Source organism: Rickettsia endosymbiont of Pantilius tunicatus (assembly GCF_964291875.1).
Lineage (GTDB): Bacteria > Pseudomonadota > Alphaproteobacteria > Rickettsiales > Rickettsiaceae > Rickettsia.
Window position 1 is genome coordinate 564,025 of record NZ_OZ198175.1, and the last position, 23,775, is coordinate 587,799.

Below are 23,775 nucleotides of genomic sequence, written 5' to 3' on the forward strand. Positions count from 1 at the left end.
CTTAAAAACACTCTTTAGCAAATATTTCATAAATAGGGTGTTCGAATGTAGAAAGTGAAATGCTGCCAGAGGTCATCCAACCTTGAAAAAGTAATTTAGGGTCTTCGTCAATTATATATTCCGTTATAGTCATCAATATATAATTATCTTCGTTATACGGATCAAGGTTTTTAACACATTTATATATTTTAATTTTTATATTACCAAAATATTGTTCTTCGCCAACTTTAAACGTGAGTTTTTCAGATTTAGCAGTAGTTTTATTTAAGGCAATAATCTCACAATTATCACAATTTTTGAATTCTGTACTATCACTAATGGCTTGATCAGAATTTAAAACCGGTGGATCATTATTAATAAGGTTAAATATGTCATTCTCAATATCTTCAGTAGTTGCAACAGAATCTAATTCCTCTGCAAATATAGTAGGCGAGCAGGTAAATATAATAAACGCTAAAATGGTTTTTAAAGATTTCATAAGTAAATTATGTAGTTTTAAGAATTATATACTATAGGCTATTAATGGCAATGATAATTTATGATAGGTTTTAAACGTCATTGTGAGGAGAGGCGTTGTTTACATGGATAAAAAAACGTTTTCAATGTCATTTCCCGCATAGGCGGGAATCCCAAAAAATTAAATAAATACTAGATTCCTGCTTTTAGCTAGGAATGACAATTAAACCAATATGATCTATTCAAAAGAATTACTAGACTCAATTTTGCGTCAGGATTTTCCTAGTTTTATCTTTAAAGTATTTAATACTATTAACCCGGGTGCTGAATATTATCCTAGTAAACATATAAATATAATTAGCGATTATTTAACGGCAGTGCAAAATGGTGATATTAATCGCTTAATAATTAACATACCGCCGCGAAGCCTGAAATCCATCTGCGTTAGTGTTGCTTGGTCTGCTTTTTTGCTTGGAATTGATCCAACCAAGCGTATTATGGCTGCAAGCTATTCTCAAATGCTTAGCGTAAAACATTCACTCGATTGTCGTTTTATTTTGAATTCCAATTGGTATAAGGAACTTTTCCCAAATACTATACTTAGTAAAACTCATAATCAAAAAAGTAAATTTCTTACAACTGCTAATGGCTTTCGGTTTGCAACATCGGTGGGGGGTTCAGCTACAGGGGAGGGAGGTGATATCTTAATTATTGATGATCCACATAACCCTACGCAAATACATTCCTATAAAATACGCCAAAAAGTTATAGATTGGTTTGAACAAACCTTTGTCAGTAGGCTTAATAATCGTAATCGTGTGGCAATAGTTTTGGTTATGCAGCGTCTGCATAGTGATGATTTAGTTGGATATTTGCTTAATAATAGCAATGCGTGGCATCATTTAAAAATTCCAGCAGTAGCTAGTAATGATCTTGCTTTTAAGTTAACGATTAATAATCAGAAAAAAGAATATAATTATTTTAGTGGCGAGGTGCTGGATAGCTACAAAAAGCCTGCTGATTGTTTAGAGAAATTAGAGCAAGAAATAGGTAGCCATAATTATTATGCTCAATATTTGCAAGAACCTATACCGCAAGGCTCATCACTGCTTAATATGGAAGATATTAGCTTTTATGAAAATTTGCCTGAGAAATTTGATTATTTTGTCCAAAGCTGGGATACGGCAATTAAAATTTCTGAAGATTCTGACTATAGTGTCTGTACTATATGGGGTATTTTAGGGCAGAAATATTATTTAGTATCATTAATACGTAAAAGAATTAATTATCCAGAACTTAAAAATTTGACGGAAAAATTAGCAAATCAGTATAAACCGAGATTTATATTAATAGAAGATAAAGCAAGCGGACAGCAGCTAATTCAAGATTTGGCTTTCTTAGGGGATAATATTAGAGTGATTGGTATTAAACCAAAATTAGATAAAGTTACGAGATTTGCTGCGGTAGTGCCTTTATTTCAAGCCAGTATAGTGTTAATACCTAAACCATCAACCATAGTTTTAAAAGAATTACTAAACTTCCCGCATATCAAAAATGATGATATAGTAGATTCAGTTAGCCAATTTCTAAACTTTATGAAAAATAAATCGCAAAAACTTCCTGCAAGAATCAGGAGCATAATTATTTAGCTTTCATGCTCTATAGCAAGATCAATTAAACTATCTGTAAGAATACTTAAATTTTTAGTATTAAAATTAATATCCATTTTCTTTCCAACAACATCATAAAAGTAATCGTCAAGTGCATTTTTCATCTCTCTTAAAACTTCACTATTTTTTTGCCAATGAACAATTATTTTCCCTTTAATGATTTTATAGGTATCAAGAGCAATTTTAATAGCATTTTCACGCTGATTTTGATTTGTTTTATCATGCAAAAAGTTAAGTAATTTCCTATAAAAAGCTAGCTTTGTTTTGCTAAGTCCTAATTCACTTGGTATATCTTTTTTAAGTTCATTTAGTATGTTTATAGATTTGTTTAAAAAATCGCTATCCGATAAATGTTTGTTGCGATGTTGTAAAATTGTTTTATTTATAAGTTCAGAAAATTTCTGAAAAAGTGCAGGATCAACACGTATACAATTACTAATAATATAATTTATCTCAGCATTAATTTGATTAGCTTTCTCTAAAGCTGTAATGTCTGTTCTTTTAATAAAACTGCCAAATAATTCATTGTCAAAAATGTTAATTGTTTCAGTGTTAGTAATATCACCGGCAGTAATATGCTCATCAAGTAACTTTGCGATTTGCTCGGTATATATTTTTTTATCTGTTTTTTCATTATAACGCTTTTCTACTATTTTCTTAAGCTTATTAAAGTTTTTTAATTGGCTATATAATTCGTCTAATTCTTTTGGTTTAAAATATTCAGCTAATTTATTAGAATTAGAGAATATAGACATCAAATTTTTTAATCTGTCTAGCAGGAAATAAAAATTACTCCGTATGTTTTCATCGGCTAAATATTGCTCACACTGTTCAAGATCTGAGCTATTAGATACACTAGTAAAAATATTTCTAATTTCTTGCAGTAACGAGAAAAACTCTTCCACCTTGTCATTTATGACAAATATAGCCTCTTCTAAATCTTCTTTATCGAAACTTCTTAACTTATCACTTTCATAAAGCTTGCATGCATCATCTAATTTTACTGCTAACCCTTCATAGTCAATTATATAACCATATTCCTTAGTTTTCTCAATCTCCTCAAATAGACGATTTGCCCTGGCAATTGCTTGTAAAAGATTATGCTCCTTTAATTTTTTACATATATAAACAGCTGCAATACGAGGTGCATCAAAACCGGTTAGTAATTTTGATACTACAATTAAAATTTCAGGGTTATCGGTATTTTTAAATTGTTCAATGATTTGGTTTGATTTTAACCCTTTTTGGGTAGATAAAAATTCTTGTATTTCATTTTTGCTTTCAATATCATTATGACTTTCTCGATCATCAAAAGAAGATATAATAACTTCAGAACTTACTTGATCTATCTCATCCAAAAATTTTTTAAAACGAATAGCAATCGATCTAGAGGGGGCTATTAACATGGCTTTTAGACCAGTGCCTTTAAACATTGTTGAATAATGCGTTGAAATGTCGATTGCTTTAGCTTTAATAATGTCCTCTGTATTAGAAAGTGCATCTAAGCTACTATATGCTTTTTTTTAAAGCTACTTTTGTTTCTTCATCTGTTTCATATGTAATTTTATCAAAATTTTTATTAAGTATGGATTCATTATTAAGAAGCTTTTCAATATTACGCCCCTCATAAAATAATGGTACAATCATATTATCTTTTAAAGCATCTTTTATAGTATACGCATGAATTAGTCTACCAAACTTCTCCACAGTATTTTTTTCTTTTTTTAAGAGAGGCGTACCGGTAAATCCTATATAACAAGCTTTAGGCAAGATAATTCGCATTTTATTGGCTAAATCACCGTATTGAGTGCGATGACTTTCATCGACAAGGACAAAAAAGTTGTTATTAGAATCTCGAAAGTCTTCAAAAAAAGCTTTGTTAAACTAATGAATAACTGAAGTTATGACGGATGTGCCGCCTTTAAGTAGTTCAATTAAATTTTTGGATGAAGTTGCAAGTTTAGGTTCAAGCCCACAATTTTTAAAAGCATGTTTAATTTGTTCATCAAGTTCGATTCTATCTGTTATAATTATAATACGTGAATCTGTAATATTGGAGGATTCAAGTAAAAATTTAGCAATAAATATCATTGTTAAAGATTTGCCCGTACCTTGAGTATGCCATATTACTCCGCCTTTTCTAATATTATGCTCATTATCTTTGTGTATTCTTTTTGCAGTTGCATGTGTAGCAAAAAACTGATGATGTCGAGCTATTTTTCTTACTGAATTGTCAAAAACACAAAAATTGGCAACTAGGTCAAGCAACCTTTCAGGACGACATAATGCATAAAATAATTTATCTTGTTCGGTAGGTTCTATAGTGCCGTCTAATTGTTGTGTATCAAAATAATTTCTACTATCAGCAAAAGCACCGGTATAAAGATTATTTTTTTCTTTTTCGAGCAAAGGAGTATTAATTAAATTGCGTATAATATCAATATTTTGCTTCTCTTCTTCTCTCCAAATACTCCAGTATTTTTTTGAACTACCCACGGTAGCATATTTTGCTTCATTCTTATTTAACGCAATTAATAATTGAGCATAGTAAAAAAGTTGCAGTATTTCATTTGGTTTTTGATTACGTATATGTTGAGATATAGCTTGATCTAATGACTCTAAAGGTGTTTTACATTCAATTACTACAAAAGGTATGCCGTTAACGAATAATACAATATCACATATACGTGTCTTACCTGTTACAGAATCTAAGGACATTTCAAAAGTAACGTGATAGCTATTATTTTTAGGCTTTTGCCAATCGATATATTTTAAGTTGTAGCTTTTAAAATCTTTCTTAATATTTGCTCCTAAAGTTAGTAAATCATATATCTCTTCATTGGTTTTTACTAAACCGGAATTTTTAATGTTTGTAAGCTGATACAAAGCCTTTTTTGCATCTTCATTATCTAAATCAATTTTATTCTTATTAAGTTCTTTAATTTTTTTGATTAATATATCCTCCAATAATATGTTGTGAGGATTAACTCGCTTTTTTTTCAGTTCTGCTTGATTAAGCAGTTCGTAGCCGAATGCCATTAGTGCTTTTACAGCAGGTATATGAGAAAGATATTTTTCATCAATATTGGAGAACATAATTTTAATTATTTCTAAATTTCTTGGTAATTTCTAAGTAAGTTAACTTTAAATACATTTACCTAGTAAATTTGCTATCAAATTTTTACTCGTCTATTTTTACAACACGCCACGGCATCGTCAAGTTAAGTAACATAGTGTCAAAAAGAGTAATATTTTTAGATTTCAGACAGCAAGAAGTCTTTGAGTAGCTTCATCCCAAATGGATTTAGCGGATGCAAATGCAATTCTTTGGTCAGGTGCTGTTTTAGTATATCTTCCAACATTTACGGCAAATATATTTCTAACTTTTCCCATCAGTGATAATGTACATTGTGCTACATTAGGATGCTTAAATTTAATCAATATCTTCTCTTTTCGCCTAGTTGGTTGATGTGCATTCTCAACGCGATTATTTAATCTCTTATTAGTTCGATGTTTAGTCCTAGGACACATAAGCTTAATCAGTTTAATGTAACTCTTGAGCTTATCAGTAACAATTACTCTTGGAGCTGGGTAATTGCCCAATAATCTTAATAAAAAGCGAATAGCTGATTTCTTGTTGCGTCGCTTCTGTAGCAATACTTCTAATTCATGTCCCTCAGAGTCAACAGCCCTCCATAGTATGAATACTTCACCTTTAATCTTAATGTTCATTTTATCTAAATGCCATTTATCAGTTGGCTTCCGCTCTCTCTTTCTGATAACATCTTGAAAATAAACTGCAAATTTATTGCACCAAAATCTTACTGTCTCATGACTCAAAATAATACCTCGATATGCCATCTGTTCTTGAACATCTCGGTAGCTACTATTAAAACGATGATATAACCATACTGCATGGCTAATGATGCTTGCTGGAAAACGATGTCTCTTCGGAGCTTGAGTAATACGCATAATGGTGAAATTTAGAGATAAATGGTTACTGCTATTATATAAATTATTCCATGCATTTGCTCAATACTTAATTTACATCTCTCTTAACTTGACGGTGCCTAGAAGGGAATAGGCTTGATGCAGATCAGATTAAAAACATATAGCTTAATGCGATAAGGTAGTGACTTTTTCAAGAGCATAGTAAACCGCATCAAAAAAGTGCTCAAAATTATAAACAGTTTTTCTTATTTCGTTCTTGATTTTAAACCAGTAATGCTCAATAGGATTTAAATCAGGAGAGTAAGTTGGTAAAAATAAAATACTACAACCAACAGATTTAATTAACGTTTTCACTTTTGTACTTTTATGAAAATTAATATTATCCATTACTACTATCTGACCAGGCTTTAACTCTTTGATCAATATCTCTTGTACATAAGTTTCAAAAATGTCCTTATTACATGTCCCATCAAATATTATTGGGGCAATAATATCTTTGGCAGACACCCCAGCAATCATACTAATCCGTGATTTATATTGATAGACCCTTTCACCATAACATCTTTGACCGATAATGCTCCACCCGTGTTCTCTACAGCTATTATCTTCTATCCCAGATTCATCGATAAATACTAAATCTTGTTTGTCTATAGTTTTTAGTTTCAATATAAACTCATTCCTTAGACCAACATCTCTTTTGGGATGAAGAAAAGTTTTTTTTATAACTATAACCTAATTTATTAAGCAATCTTGATATCGTACTTGCAGATACTTTTTGACTCCAGTTGTTAGCTAGTTCCATGGTGGTTTATCAAAATTTAATTCTATAAATTTTTTAAATCCCTCTATGTCTCTTATTATTCTACGATGTCCTGTATGATAACCACTTTTTGCTTTGATATCGCCGGTTTGTTTCTTTAATTTTTTCCATTCTATTATAGTCTTCCTACTAATAGAGTATATCTCAGAAGTCTCTTTTATTGTTTTACCATCTGTTAAACTTTTTATTACTCGTATTCTTAAATCGTATGAATATGCCTTTGCCATAAGTTTTTCATTTAGTATAATCTAACTCATACTCTAAGTCACTATCTTATCGCATTAAGCTATAGTTCAACATCAGGAACATTTTCCAGGAAGAGAACGAGATGAGCATGAAGTTAAAGGTTACTATGCAGCTTTAACGCAAGTCGAAAAATGGGTAGCCCAAAATATAAAAATTACAGAAAATATAATACAAACTCTTCATGCCTTAGTTATGTCTGATGGTAGAACCAATGTTAAGCCTACAAAATATAGAGATGGACAAAATGTCATAAAAGATAGCAGAACTAAATCAATTATTTATATGCCTCCAGAAGCAAAAGACGTAAAAAATCTTATGCACAATATGGTATTATGGATTAATAATAATGAGCTGCCTTTCCCTATTGTTGCAGGAATAGCTCATTATCAATTTGCAACGATTCATCCTTATTATGATGGTAATGGCAGAACTGCAAGGTTACTTACAACTTTAATACTGCATTTAGGTGGTTATGATCTTAAAGGTTTATATTCTCTAGAAGAGTATTATGCTAAAAATCTAGGATCTTATTATGAAGCTATTAGCATAGGACATCATAATTATTATATGGGGCGTGCTGAAGCAGATATAACGGGCTGGATAGAGTATTTCATAAATGGTATGGCTATATCTTTTGAAAAAGTACTTAATCAGATGCAAGACGCCAGTACCAAAGGTCTTCCGGATATGAGTATTCTACTAAGAAAACTTGATCCTAAACAAAGAAAAGTATTAGAACTTTTTAAAGAATTTGAAATCGTAACTAGTAGTCAAATCGGTAATCTTTTCGGTTTTAAACCACGAACAAGTGCTAAGCTCTGTGCCGATTGGGTAAATCAAGGATTTTTAAAAATTGTAGATTTTTCTAATAGAGGAAGAAAATATAGTTTAAGTAATGAATATGTATCTTTAATAACTAAAACAGTTTGATTAAGAGCCTATTTTAGGAAAGAGTTATGATAAGTAGTTTTATAAAGAATGTAAATTTGATTCCTGCCACCTTTGATGATTATCCGTTAATCCAAAATATGGCACGGTTTTATGTATATGATTTGTCGCGTTATTGTGGTTTTGAATCGGATGAATATGATTGGTCGTTGCCACAAGATGGTTTATATAAAGCTACCGATTATAAAAAATATTTTACAAGTCCTGATAGGAAAGCTTATTTGATTAAAGTAAATAATGAAATAGCAGGTTTTGTATTACTTAATAAAATAGGAACTACTGATAAGCTTGATTGGAATATGGCTGAATTTTTTATTACGGCAAGGTTTCAAAATAAAGGAATAGGCAAGCAAGTAGCACAGCAAATTTGGCAAATGCATCAAGGATTATGGGAAGTTTCTGCTTTACCTGAAAATAAATCTGCAATAACATTCTGGCGTAATGCAATAAATGAATTTACTAGAGGTAATTATCAAGAAGAAATTAAGCTTGCCCAAATAGATCATTATGAAGCCGAAAGAGTTATTTTTGAGTTTAATACACAAGAATATATTCAAACAAATAACAATATCTCTATTCGTTTTACTAATAGTGATGATATTCATGCCATGGTCTCTTTATCGCACACCAAACGCCTGGCTTATGAAAAAGCTCAACCACAATTTTGGCGTTATAAAAAAGGAGCCGAAGAGTTACAAGCTAAATGGTTTAAAGAGCTATTACTACTTGATGATTATATTATGTTGATTGCAGAAAGTGAAAATAAAATAATTGGTTTTATTATAGGTAAGATAATAGAAGCTCCCGAAGTTTATGACCCATTAGGTCTTACTTTAATGGTTGATGATTTTTGTGTTGAAACAGAGAATGATTGGTTTTCAGTAGGCAATAAGCTAGTAGAAGAAACTAAACAACCCTCAGCTATAAGCTGAGGGGTTATAAAGTGGAATCGATTAGAAATCGATCATCATTCACAGGTTCACCTTCCTGTTCATCAATATAGTGCTGTATCATTTCATCAGTTATATTACCTGAACTGACTGCCATATAGCCCCTAGCCCACAAATGATTGCCCCAAAATTGTTTTCGTAAATGAGTAAATTCTTGCAATAAAATTCTTGAGCTAATGCCTTTTAAATACTGTACTAACTTGCTAAGAGATATTTGCGGCTTATATGAGATAAACATATGTACGTGATCACATGATATTTTCCCTGAAATTATATGTACTTCATGTTCCATACAAATCTGCCTCAGTAAATCTCTAGTCCTTTCCGATACTTTGCCTATCAATATTCTCTTCCTATATTTTGGTATCCATATAAGATACACTTTTAAATCATACTGACTATGACTATTCTTTCTATAACTTCTCATATTTCTTGATATAAATTCATTGCTAAAGCAATTTCATTATATCTTCCCTTCGCCTAAAGGCGAGGGATTTTTGATCCCCGAAGGGGGACATTAAGGCTAGAGCTAAACTAAAGAATGCTAGTCAAATTTTAGTTATTTGTGGCGGATATGATGAACCTAAACGCCTATTTTTAAAGTCAATTGGACTAAACATTGCTTCAGAATGGTATACCGTTTCTATATAGTAATACTACATTTTGCCTATGTTATTCCTACTAAAGTATGTTGTTGCATAGCTCAATTTTACCTCTGTCATCTAGCTCACTTGTAACGGGATTCTCGGAATAAATCACAGGGGGCTTTGTTGCGTGGATCGAAAAACATCCTGGATGTCCATTCCTGCGAAAGCAGGAATCTAGTATAAAGCGAGATAAATCGAGCTTTTAATTTTAAAAATTTGCTGTATTTATGCTTTTTTCCTGGATTCCTGCTTTCGCAGGAATGACATCGAAACCACGCAACAATGCCATCACAGGGTGACAACAAAAAAACGATCCACGCAAGCTATGCAAACACAGCTTGACCGCATGGTAAATTTGTTATAGTACTAGTCGTAATAATAATCTTCGATGGTATGTAATTTAGGATCAATTATTGTTACAGTATCATCACTTGATCTAGTATCTATTTGTAGAGAATTCTCTAATTTTTTTCTAAAAACTGGGTATATTATACCATCTTTTTTTGCCATAAAATCCTCTACTTTTCTTTGACATTCTTTATCAGATGACTTAAATGACTTGTTTGAGTTATCTGTAACATTTAAGTATAATTCTTGTAAACAATTTTGACTTAATGTTTTAGTAATTCTTAAGGTAGGTTCTACCATGTGACAAAAAACAATTTTTTCGTCAGGTAATTCATACCTTGTGTTAAAGTTTGTTTTTTCATAATAATTTTCTAATTAATTAAACTTAATTGAAAATATCTAATAAATTTCAACTGTGCAATAAAATATTTAAACTTCTTTTGAAAGGATTACAAAATACTCTTTTTCAAAGAGGAGAAATATACTTATCCAAATTTTTCGTCATTTCTAAGTAATTAACTTTACCATTTGCAAGTAGCGGTATTTCAGGTAAGGTAATAACTATTTTTGGTACATAGAGTAAAGAAACTTGTGCTTTGCGTATGTTATTTGTAAAATTCTCTCTATTTATAACAGTACTGGTAGTAAATAAAATAATTTTTCCCCCTTGGGTTTCATCTTGCGTGGAAATTGCAGCATGTAAGGAGCTAAGATCAATCTCACTTGCAAGCTCCTCGACTTTTGTAAGCGAAATCATCTCGCCAGCTATTTTAGCAAATCTTTTCAAACGTCCTAAAATAGTTATGTATCCTTCTCCATCAATTTTAACTATATCACCCGTATCGTGCCATTCTTTGTAAATATAATTACCGCTTTCGTCTAAATAACCAAGCATGATGTTAGGACCACGAATTAGTAAGCGTCCCCCCTCATCTATCCCCTCAACCTTTTCAAGTTTATATTCAATCTTTGACAATAACCTCCCAACAGTACCAGCTTTACTATGCATAGGGGTATTGCAAGCAATTATAGGTGAGCTTTCTGTTATACCATATCCTTCAAAAATACGTATGCCATATTTATTAAGCCAGAATTGCCTTGTAGTTTCTTTTAATTTTTCACTACCTGCAAATATATAACGTAATGAGTAAAAGTCGTATGGATGAGCATAATTGGCATACCCATTTAAAAATGTATCAGTTGAAATTAATATGGTTGCTCCGACATCATATATCATTTCTGGTATGCTGCGGTAATTTAAAGGTGAGGGGTATAAAAATAGCTTAATGCCGTTTAAAGTTGTAATAATTGCTCCGCCAAGCCCAAAGCAGTGAAATAGTGGTAATGAGTTAAATACTATATCATCAGGGCTAAAAGGTATTTTAGCAGTTACTTGATATCTATTAGCTTGTAGGTTTCTGTGAGATAACATTACAGCTTTAGGTTCTCCTTCAGTACCTGAAGTAAAAATTATTACTGCTGGTTTTTCATCATCACGATTACGACAAAAATACTTATAATAAGTTTTAGAAAAACGGATGCCTATTGAAGCTTTTAATTTTAGAGCTAGATTGATTTGGTTTTTAAAATCTTCTAGATATATTACTTTAATACCAAAATCTAATAAATTAATTATTAATTCGTGTAGCTCTGCTTTTTCTATAAATTGTTTTGAAGTGTAAATTACTTTTAACTGTGCGGTTTTACAGGAGTTAATAATAGTACTTATCCCGCTACTCCAATTAATTATAGCTGGAACAAATCCGCTAAATTGCATAGCATAAAAAGTAATTAGGGTATTTGTCGTGTTAGGTAGCATTAAACCTAAATGCTTGCCAAAAATGTTATTTCTTTTGATTAAATCGCCAAGAATAAAAGATTTAAGTATTAAATCTTGATAAGTAGCTTTGTTATTTTCAAAATCATTAACTATTTTTTTCTTAAATCCATGAATTTTGGCAGCTTCTATCAATGATGCAAATAAAGTATTCTTATAGTCTGAACTCTCAAACATCATATCAGCCATAATATCATATAGAGTTCTTGCTATATATTGGCGTCTTTCTTGACCGGATGCAGAACCAATATCAGCAAATTTTACCGGTGGTAGAACAGTAACAGTAATTTTAGGAAATATCTTTCTCTTTAATATATTTTGTAGTTTTGAGAAATGAGTAAATTGTGTGCCATCTATTCTAACCGGTAGAATAGTTGCGTTTGCTTTATCAGCAATCATCCCAGGACCCTCATAAATCTTCATTAAAGAGCCAGTAACACTTATTCTACCCTCCGGAAAAATAGCTATTTTACGATCATTTTGTACTTCTTTTACTAAGGTCTTAATTGCCATTGGGTTGTTTGGATCAACAGGCAAAGTATTAGCCATACGTAAAAATGGTTTAATCCACCATATTTTGCGTATATCAGGGCTTATTGCAAAGGTCATTTCCTCTTTTAGGTAGGTCGCAATTAATGGAGGATCCAGATATGAAATATGATTAGCAATTACTACTACTTTGTTGCCTGCTTTCTGTAAGTTCTCAAGTCCTTTAACTTCAACCTTATACATTAAATCAAACCAAAATTGGAATATTCTACGTAGGACAGGATAAGGAATAATTTTAACTTCAGGGATTAAGCGATAAATATAGATGGTAACGATCATATTAGATAGGCTGATAAATAATATTATCCAAGGTATCGTAAAATTTAAATAAAATAATAATGATAGGATAATAGTTGATCCTACCATAAAGATAGAATTAATTAGGTTGTTTATGGCAATAATACGGCTGCGGTGAGCGGGATTTGCGTAATGCTGTAATATAGCAAAAAGAGGTACAATATATAATCCACCAATTGCTGCTAAAAAGAATAGATCAATAACTATTCGCCAATTATGCCTTTTTGATAAAAATACAAAAATACTTTTTAGTTGAGCTGGTTCATAAGCAACGGCACTAATTCTACTAGCAAAAAATAAATCGATGCCAAAAATACTAATGCCAAGTGCTGAAATAAAGAGGTATTTAACAGTGATTTCATCTTCAAATATTTTGCTACATAAAAATGAGCCGACACCAACGCCAAGCGAGAAAACTGCTAAAAACAAATTAGCAACATTCTCATCAGCTTTAAACGTTATTTTAGCAAGTAAAGGTATCTGAGAAATTATAGCAGCTCCAATAAACCAAAACCATGAAATACCTAGTATTGCTAAATATATTTGCTTTTTGGTTTGAGCATATCTTATCATATTTAGGCTTTCATTTATGATATTAAAATTTACCTTAATATCACGATTTGCGTTATTTGATTTTGGTGTAGTAAGGCTTGAAATAAAACCAATAGCTGCAATTGTAACTAAGGAATAAATTATGAAATTATTACTGATTGTGTAATAGCTGCCGATTATAGTACTAATAAAAATAGCAATGAAAGTTCCAGCCTCAACGAAGCCGTTAGCACCTAGTAACTCATCTTTACTTAAATGATCAGGCAGTACACTATATTTAATTGGACCAAAGAAAGTGGAATGAATACCCATTAGGCAAATAGAGCAGAGTAGTACTATAATATTATTATGATGAAAGCCGTAAATAGCAAAAGCGATTATAGCAATCTCGCAAGCTTTTATAATTTTAATTAGGGTAGAGCGTTCATATTTATCAGCGATTTGTCCGGCTATACTTGCAAATATTATAAAAGGTAGAACAAAAATAGCATTGGTAACTAAAACAAGTAAGTTATTATATTTGCTTAGAGAACCAACAACTCCATAAGTAATTAAAATTACAAGAGCATTTTTCAAGATGTTATCGTTAAGACAACCGCATAATTGTACTATAAAATTCGGTAAGAATCGTTTATCCTTGAAAAGATATAATTTATGTGAATCCATAGTATATAGTAATTTATTAAGTTTTTGTCATTACGAGGAGGCTTTGTTGTATGGATCGGAAAGCATCTTCGGTGTCATCTAGTTGCTTGTCCAGGGCATACAGAAAAATAACTAAAAATATCAATGTTATTGATATTTTTAACTGGATCCCGTGAATAAATCACGGGATGACAGAGGATACATGATTTTAATCATTACTCTAGGTTTGAATTATTGTCAAATATATTATGCAATTTATATTAACATGTCAAATTGTACGGCTTTTTTGTGATTTTGGTTTATTTGTTGGATTGGGTTTTTGTAATAACATTTTTTCTTTTTCTGATAAATTTGGCATTTTAGACAATTTATTCAAAATTTCATCTACATCACCCTTAATTACTGGTAATATTTGTGGCTTTCTATGTGTATTAGATTTATTTTCAACGATTCCTATTTTTTCTGATACTTTATTTGTTATTGCTAATAAATTTTCTTCATTAAAATTTGCAAATTTATTAAATAACTTATTTAACTTAATTTTTTCTAATCCTTTAGTAATTACATCTATTATTTTTTTTGCTATTTATAACTAATGTCGGATAAAAATTCTTCTCTAGCTTGTTGAGTAAATTATCGTTTAGTTGATCGGTTAATATTTTTATTTCGTTTGTTTTAGTTGAATTATTTAAATTTAATTTGTTATTATTTTCATATTGTTCTATGGCACTTGATACTATTTTTTCTGTAGTTATACCTAAATTATTACCATAAATAGTAATAATATTATTAGTTTTATCATCTGAAGATATATTTTTTTGTGGGTCTGAGTTAAATTTTACTTGTTTATGATTAATTGCATGTTGTGCAATATTAGAGTCACTTAACTGCTTAATATACTGACCTTTCATATTTTGCAATGCTATTTCAGTACTCATTTTAGTCTCATCGCTCCAATCTTGATAAGTTTTTGTATCTCTTAAAAGAGTAGGGTATAAAAGAAAATTTATGCTTTGAGATACTAAAGTATTGATATCATAATTAGATTTATTATTCTCTCTGACCTTAGTATCATTATAGAAATGTTCCTGCAATGTATTATAATGAGCCAAAATAGCGTCAGGAATATCTTGTGGCTTTAGAGGTTGTGCATTATTATTATCGTCAAATTTTATTTGCATACCACTACGTTTAGCTTCCATTACTAATAAGTCAGCAAAAATTTTCTCTTCTTGCGTCCTACATAGAAGATTCGGTGCATCACCTAAAATGTTAGCATGCTTCATTACTGCGGAGTTTAATGCGTGTAACTCCTGATCTGTTAAAATTTCATCTAATGCGTCAAGAAAAGCTTTGCGTCCAGGGATATCGTTACCAAAAGCACTTTTTAGTGTTGCGATATCATTTTTTGTAACTTGTTGTGTTGCTATTCTATTTATTAGTTCATGCGTTATAATCATATTTGTTTCCTCCTCATTAGTAATTTGCTGTGCATTCTTATACTTTATTTTAATATATTACAAGCTAAATTATTTATCAAAGGTAAAGAAACATTAACTTTTGAAATATTTTTATTAAGAGGTTACATCTTTTTCTCTTTTTCTTTCTGAACTTTCTTTCGTCTCTGTAAATTCTTTTTTAGAGCAGATGATAAATTGCTAAAATTAGGCTTTATCTTGGTTTTTGTAGTTTGTTCTTTGCTATCTTTGGTAGATGACATAAATAATTATCTTTTCACGCTAACATTATTATATTATACTACGGATATTTTGAAAAATAAAATTATAAATATCTATGAATCAAAGTAATATAGTCTCTGCGGAGTTACTTGACGAGAAAAAAAATATTGCGAGGCAAGGGGGTGGTGAAGATAGAATTAATACCCAGCATAAGAAAGGTAAGTTAACAGCACGTGAGCGAATAGAAGTATTATTAGATCCTAATAGTTTCACCGAAACAGGAATGTTTGTAGCTCATAGATGCGAAAATTTTGGGATGGATGATAAGAAGTTTTTAGGCGATGGTGTTGTAACGGGTCATGGCACAATAAATGGTAGATTAGTTTTTATTTATAGCCAAGATTTTACAGTGCTTGGTGGTTCACTTGGTGAGTATCATGCTAAAAAGATTTGCGATATTCTAGATCAAGCTATAGCAACTGGTGCTCCCGTAATCGGTATTAATGATTCAGGTGGTGCAAGAATTCAGGAGGGTGTGGATGCTCTTGCCGGATATGGTGAGCTATTCCAGCGTAATGTGTTAGCATCAGGGGTTATTCCTCAGATTACCTTAATTATGGGACCTTGTGCGGGCGGTGCTGTTTATTCACCTGCTTTAACCGATTTTATATTCATGGTTAAAAATACTTCCTATATGTTTGTAACTGGTCCTGATGTAGTAAAGACTGTTACAGGTGAAGAAGTAAGCCAAGAGAAGCTTGGCGGTGCACGTATGCACACTACTAAAAGCGGTGTGGCTGATCTTGCATTTAATAATGATATAGAAGCATTGCTAGAAATTCGTAGATTCTTTAATTTTCTACCATCATCTAATCGTAGTCCTCTACCTATTCGTCCTACTGTTGACCCTGCTGATAGGGTTGATATGTCTCTAAGTACTCTGATCCCTAATACTCCCAATAAACCTTATGATATGAAAGAGCTTGTCGAGCGTATTGTAGATGAGGGAGAGTTTTTTGAATTGCAGCCAGATTTTGCTAAGAATATCATCATTGGTCTTGGTTATATGGAGGGATATCCGGTAGGATTCGTTGCAAATCAACCATTGCATTTAGCGGGATGTTTAGATATTAATGCTTCAAGAAAAGCAGCAAGATTTATTAGGTTTTGTGATGCTTTCAATATTCCTATAATAAGCCTTGTTGACGTGCCAGGGTTTTTGCCAGGTACTTCTCAAGAGCATGATGGTATTATCAAGCACGGTGCTAAACTTTTATATGCTTATGCTGAAGCAACAGTGCCAAAAATTACCGTGATTACTCGCAAGGCTTACGGTGGAGCTTATATAGTGATGAACTCTAAGCATCTTAGAGGTGATATAAATTATGCTTGGTTTAATTCCGAAATCGCAGTTATGGGAGCAGAGGGGGCAGCTGAAATAATATTTAGGGAAGAATGTAAAGATCCAGAGGCTAAAAAACAAAAAATCGATGAATATAAAAAAGTAGTAACATCGCCTTTTGTTGCAGCATCTAGAGGCTATTTAGACGATATCATAAGACCACAAAATACAAGATGGCGAATATGTAAAGCCCTGAATTTCTTACGTACTAAAAAAGTAGAACTACCTTGGAAGAAACATGATAATTTGCCGTTATAGCTGGATGCCGTGAATAAATCACGGGATGACAGGGGAAAATGATCCACGCAAACAAGCCTTAAGCGGGAATGACATAAAAATAACATTTAAAAATAAAATATAAGATTTGAGAACAATAATATAATCAAAAATTAATTATGAAAACTTCACCATCACCTTTAATTATCGTACCACAAGAGGAATTAATATATATAGCACCTCCAACTCCAATAGATTATAATGGTAATAAAATAATTACTCCTTATGCAGTAACTAGGATTGCAAGAGATAAAAAAAATACTTCTTCGGATGTACCTATGACTCCAGTAACACCTATGACTCCATATACGCCTTTCGTTAAATCTAATTCGTTTTTTAATCATAAGGAAAGTAAATATTTCTATAATCCAGCACATGCACTTGTAAGACCGATAAAAGATTCAGCCCCAGAAGAAGCGCCACCTCCCATACCTGTTGAGTTCTATGATGATATAACAAGTACATGTGCTTTATCTCTTACAGGTGAAACAATTTATGCTGAGCCACATATCGGTGGATAACTAAATAACTATTTTAATCAAAATTCTATGACTAAACCTTTATTTGATAAAATTTTAATCGCTAATCGTAGCGAAATTGCTGTTAGAATAATTCGTTCTTTAAAGAAAATGGGAATTGGATCGGTTGCCGTATATTCTGAAGCCGATACAAACTCAATGTATGTTCAACATGCTGATGAAGCTTATTATATAGGCGATTCACCTGCAACAGAGAGCTATTTATCTATTAAAAATCTTGTTTCGGCAATTCGTGAAAGTGGTGCAAATGCCGTACATCCTGGCTATGGCTTTTTATCTGAAAACCCTAATTTTGCCAATGTTCTTAAAAGAGAGGGAGTAGTTTTAATAGGTCCTAATGCTGCTACTATAAAGAAAATGGGTGACAAAATTGAAGCAAAGAAGATAGCAATAGAAGCAGGAGTTAGTACTGTTCCAGGTTATATGGGAACTATAAATGATGTTAAACAAGCAATAGATATCGCAAAAGAAATAGGCTTTCCGGTGATTGTGAAAGCGGCTGCCGGTGGTGGCGGGCGTGGTATGAGGGTAGTAAATAACCCTTCTGAAATGGCAAATGCTTTTGAATCTGCAAAGCTTGAAGCCGGTAATAGTTTTAGCGATGATAGATTATTTATTGAAAAATTAATTCAAAGACCTCGTCATATCGAAATTCAACTGCTTGCTGATCAGTATGGCAATAGCGTATGTCTTGGGGAACGTGAATGCTCAATACAGCGTCACCATCAAAAAGTAATTGAAGAAGCACCGAGCTCGTTTATTACTGAAGAAATAAGGCAAGAAATGTATAGGCAAGTAATATCGCTATCCAAAAAAGTTGGATATTACTCTGCAGGTACTGTTGAGTTTATAGTAGATAGTGAAAAGAATTTCTATTTCTTAGAAATGAATACAAGATTGCAGGTAGAGCATCCTGTTACTGAATTAATAACCGATATAGATATCGTTGAAGAAATGATAAAAATTGCTGCCGGTAAAAAATTATCATTTACGCAAGATGACGTAAAGTTAAAAGGGTGGGCGTTTGAGTCAAGAATTTGTGCAGAAAATCCAAGCCGTGGTTTCTTGCCCTCAAGTGGTAGGATTACTGCATATTCTGAACCTGTAAAAAGCCCAAATATTCGTATAGATACCGGCATTGGACTTGGCGGCGAAGTTAGTATGTTTTATGATTCGATGATCGCAAAATTATGTACTTACGGCGAAACAAGAGAGCAGGCAATTGAGGTAATGCGTTCTGCCTTAAGTTCTTACATTATTAATGGTATTTCTCATAATATTAGTTTCTTAGAAGCAGTGATGCTTCATCCTCGTTTTGTTAGCGGTGATATTTCTACTGCTTTTATTCAAGAAGAATATCCAGATGGATTTTCTGGTGCAAGTCTAACCTCAGAAGTAACAGCAGTATTTTTAGCAACTGCTATTTTTATTTATATATCTGAGCAAAGACGTGCCTCTTTAATTTCTGGAAATATCAATAACCAAGCTAATAAAATCGGTACTAGATGGGTGGTAACGATTGACGATAAATTGTTCCCCGTTCTAATTACGCCTGTTGAAAATGGTTATAATATACGTCATGAAAGTGACCGAATATATATTCGTAGTAACTGGAATTTAGGTAACGAGCTTTTTGTAGCAATAATTAACGGCAAAAAGACAAATATTAAAATCGAAAATATCAGAACCGGTTATTTACTATCACATGCTGGTATTAGTGTAAAAGCCTTTGTTCGCTCCCCTCGTATTTCAGAGCTTGAGGGGTTAATGGTTTCGAAAGTAGTAACAGAAGAAAATTCTGAAATGCAAGCACCTCTTAATGGTCAGATTGCTTCAATTAAAGTGAAAGAGGGGCAAGATGTAACAATAGGGCAGGAAATAATGATCTTAACCGCTATGAAAATGGAAAATATTATCTTAGCTGAACGTGACGGGAAAATAGCTAAAATTTTTGTAAGTGAAAAGGATAATGTGGTCAAAGGTCAGATGCTGCTTGAATTTAATTAAATTATCATCTTCATTTATTAGAAGCATAAAAGCTAGAAATAGTGGTATTTCTAGCTTTTTTTGTTATTATAGTTAATATTCTCGTGTGAGGCTTGCTTGCATCGATGTAGAGTCGTCATTGTGAGGAGAGGTGAAGCCTCAATCTTAGGAGTTCTACTTCATGAGATTGCCACACTCATTGCAGTCATGTAGCTCATGACAATTTATGAGCCATGCAACAACGCTAAAATAACAAACGAATTAAGATTTTAAGATAGCAAGATGCCAAAATTAAAAATATTTTTATTTAAATATCTCTATAGTAAAAGATTTATCGGTATTTTAGTCGCAATAGCTATTATTTTTTCTTATCTTACTTATTACACAATATCTACAGGTACAAAAAGTGGTGTAGTTAATTCTAGTAAAGTAATTTGGTTTTTACTAATTGATTTAATAATTTTCTTAATTCTTGGCGTACTATTAACTCGTAAATTTTTCCAAAGTTTTTTCTTTAAAAATAGCGATCAAAATACTTCTAAGTTACAAAACCGTATAGTAGTGGCGTTTAGTCTAGCTGCTGCTATTCCTACTATAATTGTTTCAATATCTTCTGCTTATTTTTTAAACCTTAGTATTCAGGCTTGGTTTGATCAAAAAATTTCTATTGTGCTTGATCAATCTATAATGGTTGCTGATTCTTATATTACTGAACATAAATTACAGTTGAGAGAAACAGCACTTGCTGTTGCTGAAGATTTAAGCGATATGTATTACGATTTAATTCATAATCCTGCTTTATTTACTAAGACACTAAATACTGAAGCTGAAATGAGATCGCTTGATGAGGCAATAGTATTAAATAAGTCGACCAACACAATAATTGCTAATAGCTATTTAAGTTTTTCCTTATCATTTGCAACTATTCCTGCACATCTAATTAAAAAGGCAGATTCGTGTGAGCCTGTGGAAGTAAAATCTGATCCGACTAAGATAAGAATGTTGATTAAATTAAAAGAATATAATGACGTATATTTGTTAGTTGGTAGGTTAATTGATAATAAAATTATTGATCATATAGATGCAACTAATGGAGCGGCAGCAGAGTATCATCGTCTTAAAAACCAAATAGGAAACATACAAATAAAATTCTCAATTATTTTTATCTTTATTGCTTTATTACTTCTTTTAGTAGCGATAAGTTTTGGTGTTATAGTTACTGCTAAAATAGTAAACCCTATCAAAAAGTTAGTTATTGCAACAGATAAAGTAAAGGGCGGTGATCTAACAGTTCAAGTTCCAGAGAATGAAGTGGATAAAGATGAAATAGGAACGCTTTATGCCGCATTTAATAGAATGATTAAGCAACTTTCACGCCAGCAAAGAGATTTAGTGATAGCACAACGGGCGTTAGCTTGGTCAGATGTAGCAAAAAAAGTAGCACATGAGATTAAAAATCCATTAACACCTATTTTGCTTGCTTCCGAGCGATTACTTAAAAAATTTAGTCCTGAAATTAAAGAAAGGGCAGAGTTTGAGAATTATTTAAAAATGATTATTCGCCATACTAATGATATTAAAAATATTGTATCTGAGTTTGTTCTTTTTGCTCGTCTTCCTGCACCTAAATTTACTAATTGTGACTTGATTTATGTAATTAATAATATTGTAGAAGCACGTAAATTACTTAATGATAATATTTCTTATATTTTCGAAACTAATATCGATCAATTTGATTTTACGTGTGATACTACTCAGATAAATCAAGTAATGATAAATTTACTTAAAAATGCTGAAGAATCATTAGAGGGAAGCAATCAAGCAGAGATAAAAGTTAAGATAAATGTGAGTGAGCAATTTATTAATATTACAGTCATAGATAACGGCAGAGGATTCCCGCCTGAGCTAATAGGTAAGGCTACTGAAAGCTATGTAACCACTAGAAGTAAAGGTATGGGAGTAGGGCTTGCTATTGTTAAAAGAATAGTCGAAGAACATTGTGGAGTTTTAGATATCGCAAATAGAGAGGCAAGCGGAGCTGTGATTGATATTAGATTTAACCTTGAAGAACTTAAACTCAAGATTAGACGTCAAGAAATAGGAGTAATTAGTTAGGCTTTCTAAAAATTTCAGAAAGTCCATAATTTAAGGCTCAACACTAGTGAAAGGGTTACTATAAATATTTTCTCCAATTAGAGGATTTGCTAAATAAATGATTTTATTTACATCAAATATTTAAAATAATTATCAAAAAGTTAATATTTATTAGCTTAGGTTAAGATTTTATATTTATACTTATTAAGTACTAATGTAAAAAGTTAATATCATGTCTAAAACAAAACCAGAGTATAATTTAATCTTAAATGAAACCAGTCTAAAAGAATTAATCGATTATAAAAACGCTTTAATAGAAGGTCACGAGCAACCAGGTGCTTACTTAAAAGAAAAATTAGGTAATCAAGATTTAAGTGCTATGAGCAACGAAAAATTTTTAGAAGCTCTATTATCAACTAAGCAGCCTAGAATTTTTGTTGAACTATCAGTTCAAGGAAAGGGTTTAGATTGGAATCATAAAGAATTAAAATTATTAGGAGATGTAAATGTTGCGGTAAATGTTGAGGTGCATGATAACGGTGTATGGTCTACGACTGATCCAAATTTAAAAACACATGATAAGCCATTTAAAGGAAATCTTTTATTTACACCTGGAGTTTTATTAAACGGTATAGCAGGTCTCGAAGGTAAGCCGATAGATTATGATGAAGTAACTACTAACGGTAAAATAGATCAAAAAAAATATGACAGCTTAATTGAAAAAAGGCTTTTACCTCTTCTAGCTCATGCTAATGAAACTGCAAGTAATGAAGGTAAGCCGGCAGTAATTACTATGCCAGGTATAGGTTGCGGTAATTTTGCCGGAGAATTTTATGGAAAAATGGGTACTCATTTAGATTTGGCAATGCAAAACATGAGAAAAAATTCCCTAACATAGCATGTATATATTATGATCCATATAATGAGGTTGAAAATACTGAAAAAAATATAGGAGGAATAAAATACCGAGTTAGACCTAGTGAGCAAACTCCGGACGGGCAAGATAAAAAACCTCAATTATTGCCTCCTGAGCAATATGAAGAAAAAAAAGGAGAATTTAAAAACTGTACTTTATATAAAATAGTAGCCTGGGATCATGTTTCACTTCCTGGAAACGATTTTTACGAAAGTAACACTAGAAATACTGATGATGGTGTGGTTGCTGCTGCTACCAATGTATTACAAAAAATTACCGGTATTGAAGGTAAATATAATAAAGATGACAAGATGTATTTGCCTCCCGCCGGTTACAGAGATTGGGAACAAGTAGCTAGAAAAATAATATTCACCTTATCGCTAATAATAACGTTAAAATTACTTTAACAAATGGCAAAATGCTTTCTTTAAATGAGTATGAACTTACACATCCGGCAAAAAAATACAGCAAGATCCTGCTAAGCCTTTAATTGATATTATAGATAATGCAAATTTACAAAATCCTAATCACGCAGAAGAGCTAAAAAAAGTTCAAACACAATTAGCAAATTGCCTTAAAGAAAATAAATTAGCTGCTCATAATAAAGTAGATCAATACTTAAAAAGTGAAGCTTCCCAAGATCGTCAGGAAGTTATGAAAGATTCTAAATTGCCATTTAAAGATAAAATATATAGCCTTATTGTAAAAATATCAGGTGCTTTAGGTATATCTTCATTAAAAAATTATTGTCAAAAGAAACTTGATGAGCATGCTATTCAGAGGCAAGAAAAGAAAGAAATGACAAATAAAAAACCAGTTAATAGCAAAAGTCATGTAGAGAGATTAAAAGAATCAACTATAAAACGTAGCGATAAAGGAAATGCAAGATTTTAATATTTTGAGCATGACGAAAGATATAAAGCAAAATAGTTATAATTTTAGGGTGGGTCTAATTTATATTTTAAAT

Annotated in this window: 18 protein-coding genes and 2 pseudogenes; 10 read left to right on the top strand and 10 right to left on the bottom strand. The window is 31.7% G+C overall.

All coding sequences use genetic code 11. From position 1 onward, the window contains the following. Nucleotide 1: 1 nt before the first annotated feature. A complete protein-coding gene (locus ACICQC_RS03275; protein ID WP_395477370.1) occupies nucleotides 2-478 on the bottom strand; it encodes a DUF2155 domain-containing protein in 477 nt (158 codons plus the stop codon). Nucleotides 479-689: 211 nt separating this feature from the next. Between ACICQC_RS03275 and terL the strand changes: the two genes are divergently transcribed. After that, the gene (gene terL, locus ACICQC_RS03280) at nucleotides 690-2,105 is read left to right on the top strand and encodes a phage terminase large subunit (protein WP_395477371.1); all 1,416 of its coding nucleotides are present in this window, start codon (nucleotides 690-692) and stop codon (nucleotides 2,103-2,105) included. Here terL and ACICQC_RS03285 read toward each other — a convergent pair. From ACICQC_RS03285 to ACICQC_RS03300, 4 genes and pseudogenes are all read right to left on the bottom strand, one after another. Further along, entirely contained in the window at nucleotides 2,102-3,559 is a 1,458-nt protein-coding gene (locus tag ACICQC_RS03285) for a UvrB domain 3-containing protein (protein WP_395477372.1), read from the bottom strand. The two genes, terL and ACICQC_RS03285, sit on opposite strands and share 4 nt — an antisense overlap. Nucleotides 3,560-3,635: 76 nt before the next feature. Next, a pseudogene (locus ACICQC_RS03290) lies at nucleotides 3,636-5,222 on the bottom strand (type I restriction endonuclease subunit R). Nucleotides 5,223-5,387: 165 nt separating this feature from the next. Then, entirely contained in the window at nucleotides 5,388-6,098 is a 711-nt protein-coding gene (locus ACICQC_RS03295; protein ID WP_395477373.1) for an IS6 family transposase, read from the bottom strand. A 144-nt stretch (nucleotides 6,099-6,242) separates the two neighbouring features. After that, nucleotides 6,243-7,124 (bottom strand): annotated as a pseudogene (locus tag ACICQC_RS03300) (IS630 family transposase). Nucleotides 7,125-7,335: 211 nt separating this feature from the next. Between ACICQC_RS03300 and ACICQC_RS03305 the strand changes: the two are divergent. Both ACICQC_RS03305 and ACICQC_RS03310 read left to right on the top strand, forming a co-directional pair. Beyond that, complete coding sequence (locus tag ACICQC_RS03305; protein WP_395477374.1) at nucleotides 7,336-8,073, top strand: Fic family protein; 738 nt, start codon at nucleotides 7,336-7,338, stop codon at nucleotides 8,071-8,073. 26 nt (nucleotides 8,074-8,099) lie between these two features. Next, nucleotides 8,100-9,023 (top strand): GNAT family N-acetyltransferase, encoded by a 924-nt coding sequence (locus ACICQC_RS03310; protein ID WP_395477375.1) that lies wholly within the window; start codon nucleotides 8,100-8,102, stop codon nucleotides 9,021-9,023. Between the two features lie 4 nt (nucleotides 9,024-9,027). Here ACICQC_RS03310 and tnpA read toward each other — a convergent pair whose 3' ends face one another. From tnpA to ACICQC_RS03335, 5 genes are all read right to left on the bottom strand, one after another. Then, entirely contained in the window at nucleotides 9,028-9,468 is a 441-nt protein-coding gene (tnpA, locus tag ACICQC_RS03315) for an IS200/IS605 family transposase (RefSeq protein WP_395476231.1), read from the bottom strand. Nucleotides 9,469-10,054: 586 nt separating this feature from the next. Beyond that, a complete protein-coding gene (locus ACICQC_RS03320) occupies nucleotides 10,055-10,336 on the bottom strand; it encodes a hypothetical protein (RefSeq protein WP_395477376.1) in 282 nt (93 codons plus the stop codon). A 166-nt stretch (nucleotides 10,337-10,502) separates the two neighbouring features. Further along, entirely contained in the window at nucleotides 10,503-13,937 is a 3,435-nt protein-coding gene (locus ACICQC_RS03325) for an acyl-[ACP]--phospholipid O-acyltransferase (RefSeq protein WP_395477377.1), read from the bottom strand. 533 nt (nucleotides 13,938-14,470) lie between these two features. Then, nucleotides 14,471-15,376, bottom strand: coding sequence for a DUF5410 family protein (locus tag ACICQC_RS03330; RefSeq protein WP_395477378.1), 906 nt, complete (start codon nucleotides 15,374-15,376; stop codon nucleotides 14,471-14,473). A 122-nt stretch (nucleotides 15,377-15,498) separates the two neighbouring features. Further along, the gene (locus tag ACICQC_RS03335; protein WP_395477379.1) at nucleotides 15,499-15,636 is read right to left on the bottom strand and encodes a hypothetical protein; all 138 of its coding nucleotides are present in this window, start codon (nucleotides 15,634-15,636) and stop codon (nucleotides 15,499-15,501) included. Nucleotides 15,637-15,710: 74 nt separating this feature from the next. Between ACICQC_RS03335 and ACICQC_RS03340 the strand changes: the two genes are divergently transcribed. From ACICQC_RS03340 to ACICQC_RS03370, 7 genes are all read left to right on the top strand, one after another. Continuing rightward, nucleotides 15,711-17,255 carry an acyl-CoA carboxylase subunit beta gene (locus ACICQC_RS03340; protein ID WP_395477380.1) on the top strand — a complete coding sequence of 515 codons (1,545 nt, stop codon included), beginning with the start codon at nucleotides 15,711-15,713 and terminating at the stop codon, nucleotides 17,253-17,255. 137 nt (nucleotides 17,256-17,392) lie between these two features. Next, nucleotides 17,393-17,794: a hypothetical protein gene (locus tag ACICQC_RS03345; protein WP_395477381.1), complete on the top strand. Its 402-nt coding sequence runs from the start codon at nucleotides 17,393-17,395 to the stop codon at nucleotides 17,792-17,794. A gap of 27 nt (nucleotides 17,795-17,821) precedes the next feature. After that, nucleotides 17,822-19,819, top strand: a complete 1,998-nt coding sequence (locus ACICQC_RS03350) for an acetyl-CoA carboxylase biotin carboxylase subunit (RefSeq protein WP_395477382.1) — start codon at nucleotides 17,822-17,824, stop codon at nucleotides 19,817-19,819. Nucleotides 19,820-20,080: 261 nt separating this feature from the next. After that, complete coding sequence (locus tag ACICQC_RS03355) at nucleotides 20,081-21,913, top strand: ATP-binding protein (RefSeq protein WP_395477383.1); 1,833 nt, start codon at nucleotides 20,081-20,083, stop codon at nucleotides 21,911-21,913. 211 nt (nucleotides 21,914-22,124) lie between these two features. Next, nucleotides 22,125-22,790, top strand: a complete 666-nt coding sequence (locus ACICQC_RS03360; RefSeq protein ID WP_395477384.1) for a hypothetical protein — start codon at nucleotides 22,125-22,127, stop codon at nucleotides 22,788-22,790. 122 nt (nucleotides 22,791-22,912) lie between these two features. Beyond that, nucleotides 22,913-23,215, top strand: a complete 303-nt coding sequence (locus tag ACICQC_RS03365) for a hypothetical protein (protein ID WP_395477385.1) — start codon at nucleotides 22,913-22,915, stop codon at nucleotides 23,213-23,215. A gap of 247 nt (nucleotides 23,216-23,462) precedes the next feature. Further along, nucleotides 23,463-23,702 (top strand): hypothetical protein, encoded by a 240-nt coding sequence (locus ACICQC_RS03370; RefSeq protein WP_395477386.1) that lies wholly within the window; start codon nucleotides 23,463-23,465, stop codon nucleotides 23,700-23,702. Nucleotides 23,703-23,775 lie beyond the last annotated feature (73 nt).